4 protein-coding genes are annotated in these 2349 nt (G+C 22.6%); 3 read left to right on the top strand and 1 reads right to left on the bottom strand.

Going from position 1 to position 2349, the window contains the following annotated elements; genetic code table 11:
- Window positions 1-391 precede the first annotated feature (391 nt).
- Window positions 392-595, top strand: coding sequence for a cold-shock protein (locus BUA77_RS13095; protein ID WP_072891019.1), 204 nt, complete (start codon window positions 392-394; stop codon window positions 593-595).
- A gap of 34 nt (window positions 596-629) precedes the next feature.
- Here BUA77_RS13095 and BUA77_RS13090 read toward each other — a convergent pair whose 3' ends face one another.
- Window positions 630-1076, bottom strand: coding sequence for a hypothetical protein (locus BUA77_RS13090; protein WP_072891017.1), 447 nt, complete (start codon window positions 1074-1076; stop codon window positions 630-632).
- Between the two features lie 433 nt (window positions 1077-1509).
- Here BUA77_RS13090 and BUA77_RS13085 point away from each other — a divergent pair, with 433 nt between their 5' ends.
- Together BUA77_RS13085 and BUA77_RS13080 are read left to right on the top strand one after the other, a co-directional pair.
- On the top strand, window positions 1510-1968 hold the full coding sequence (locus BUA77_RS13085; protein WP_072891014.1) for a chemotaxis protein CheX: 459 nt from the start codon (window positions 1510-1512) through the stop codon (window positions 1966-1968).
- Window positions 1969-2052: 84 nt separating this feature from the next.
- Window positions 2053-2220 (top strand): CDIF630_02480 family spore surface protein, encoded by a 168-nt coding sequence (locus BUA77_RS13080; RefSeq protein WP_072891011.1) that lies wholly within the window; start codon window positions 2053-2055, stop codon window positions 2218-2220.
- Window positions 2221-2349: the final 129 nt, after the last annotated feature.

Below are 2349 nucleotides of genomic sequence, written 5' to 3'. Positions count from 1 at the left end.
ATGTCCAAAATGTAATGGTGAATTAGTTTCAAAAAATACAGATGAGTAGCTCTGCTACTCATCTGAGAGTATCACGAAGTGATATTTTGTTCTATGCAAGAATATGCAATGTTTTGGAAATGCAAAAAGGTTATCATATTATTTTAATAAGGTTAATTACATACAAACTTCATCAAAAATCTATTAAATCAAATAAAAATATAGTATATAATTTTTAAAAATACAAAAAATAATTATAATTTCAAATAAAAAATTAAATTATTGAGAAGGTGCTCAGATGTTTAGATTAACTCCTTATAGTATAGAGAAAATAAAAGGAAAAAGGATAAGGAATATATTAGAGAAACTATCAATATTTCTGAGTAATTTTTATTAAAATGGAGGAATTAAAATGAAAACTGGTGTAGTAAAATGGTTTAATCCAGAAAAAGGATATGGTTTTATAACTTTAGATGAAGGAGAAGATGTATTTGTTCATATATCTGCTGTAAAAGAAAAAGGATCTAAAAAAGATTTAGAAGAAGGACAAAATGTTTCATTAAATATAGTTAAAGGACCAAAAGGATTTCAAGCTTCAAATGTAACTAAAATATAATAAAAAAGGAGTAAAAATTTTTACTCCTTTTTTATTATTCAACTATAATAGCAACTTTTTCAGGGTCATTATAATATAATTTTAAGAATTGATTTTTTCTTATTTTCTTTTCATCGATACCTTTTTTAACAGTTAATTTAATTGGTAATTTTCCGTTCTTAAGTAAAAGTTCATGATAATTTTCTTTTTTTTGGAAATATATAACTTTTCCTTCGTAGTATTTTAGTTGTTGAAGTTTATCTCTATATTGTTTAAGATAATAAAATCCTGCTCCTGAAACAGCTAAGGTAAGACTTAATCTTATCCAAATATTATTAGTAAAGAATTTACTTCCAAATAAAGTAGTAAATATTAGAATAATAGGAATAATTGATTTTTTCAATATCATTTTTCCAAAGAGTGTTGATATGTTTTTTTCCGTCTCGCTCATGTTTTTAATGTCTACTTTCTTTTTTATTTCTTGTCTAAATTCTTTTTTCATAATAAAATCCTCCTAACAATTATATTTTTTCTTGAGTTATACAAATTTTTAGATATATATGTATAAAAATATAAATTTTATTATTAATTTATATAATAACAGTTATTATTTTTGCATAGCTCAAGTTATTTTATAAAAAAATTTTTTTAATTATTATTAACTTTTACACTATATATTATTTATAATAAATGATATTATTATTTTTAAGATAAAAAGCGTACATAAGATATTTTATCATGAATATAGCTAAAAGAAAACTATGAGTATTATTTATATGTTTATTTTTATGTAGAATTTATTCTATATAAATTTAATTATTACCTTTAAATTAAGTGAATCAAATGATAAATATTATGATAAAATAGAAATAAGAATATTTTGTAAAAATATATTTTGTTTTGTAAAAATATGTAAAGTAGAGGATGTGCATATAATGAAAAAAGAATATCTAAACTCTATATTAGAATCAACAAAATCTGTAATAGATATGGTATGTCAAGAAGATATAAAAAAAGGAGCTCCATATATAAAGAATAATCCTTATAGTATGAATGATATAAGCGTAAATATTGGAATAACAGGAGAACTAAAAGGACAATTTGTATTATCCTTAACTGAAGATGCTGTAAAGTATATTGCAAGTCAAATGATGGGTGGAATGGAGATATCAGATATTGAAATGGGAAAAAGTGCTATAGGAGAATTGAGTAATATGATAATGGGAAATGCAGGAACTAAATTATCTGAGCTTAATAAAACTATAGATATAACTCCTCCTATGATAATTGAAGGAAAAGTAAGTATTTCAAATCCTCATCAAACAATTAGCCTTCCATTTAAAACAAAAAACAATATGGAATTAGAAGTAAATATATCTATAGTAGAGGTATAAATGTAAAATATATTAAATTAAGGAGTATTTATATATATATATAATCTAACCTTTGAGTAAATAATAATAAAAAGGGGTGATTATATGAAAAATAAAACAATTAAAAATAATCCTTTGAATACAATTGAAAGTCAAAAAACAGCAGCTTGGGCAGGAATTGAAAAATCAGTAACAAAATCTAAAGTTCCAATTCCAAGTGAAGAAAATGTCATAGAAGCTAAAGAATGGGTAGACAATGAAAATCAAAAATAACAAAATAAGCTAGTAGTCATATGACTATTAGCTTATTTTTTATAACGAATAGGAAATTATATTCCTATTTAAATTGTGGATAAATATAAATTCCGTTATGAGTTTTAAGCAACGGAATTCGTTAGAATT

Origin of the sequence: Tepidibacter formicigenes DSM 15518 (genome assembly GCF_900142235.1) — a bacterium.
Taxonomy (GTDB): Bacteria; Bacillota; Clostridia; order Peptostreptococcales; family Peptostreptococcaceae; genus Tepidibacter; species Tepidibacter formicigenes.
The sequence above is the reverse complement of the archived record's forward strand: the minus strand, read 5'-3'. Positions and strand labels throughout refer to the sequence as shown.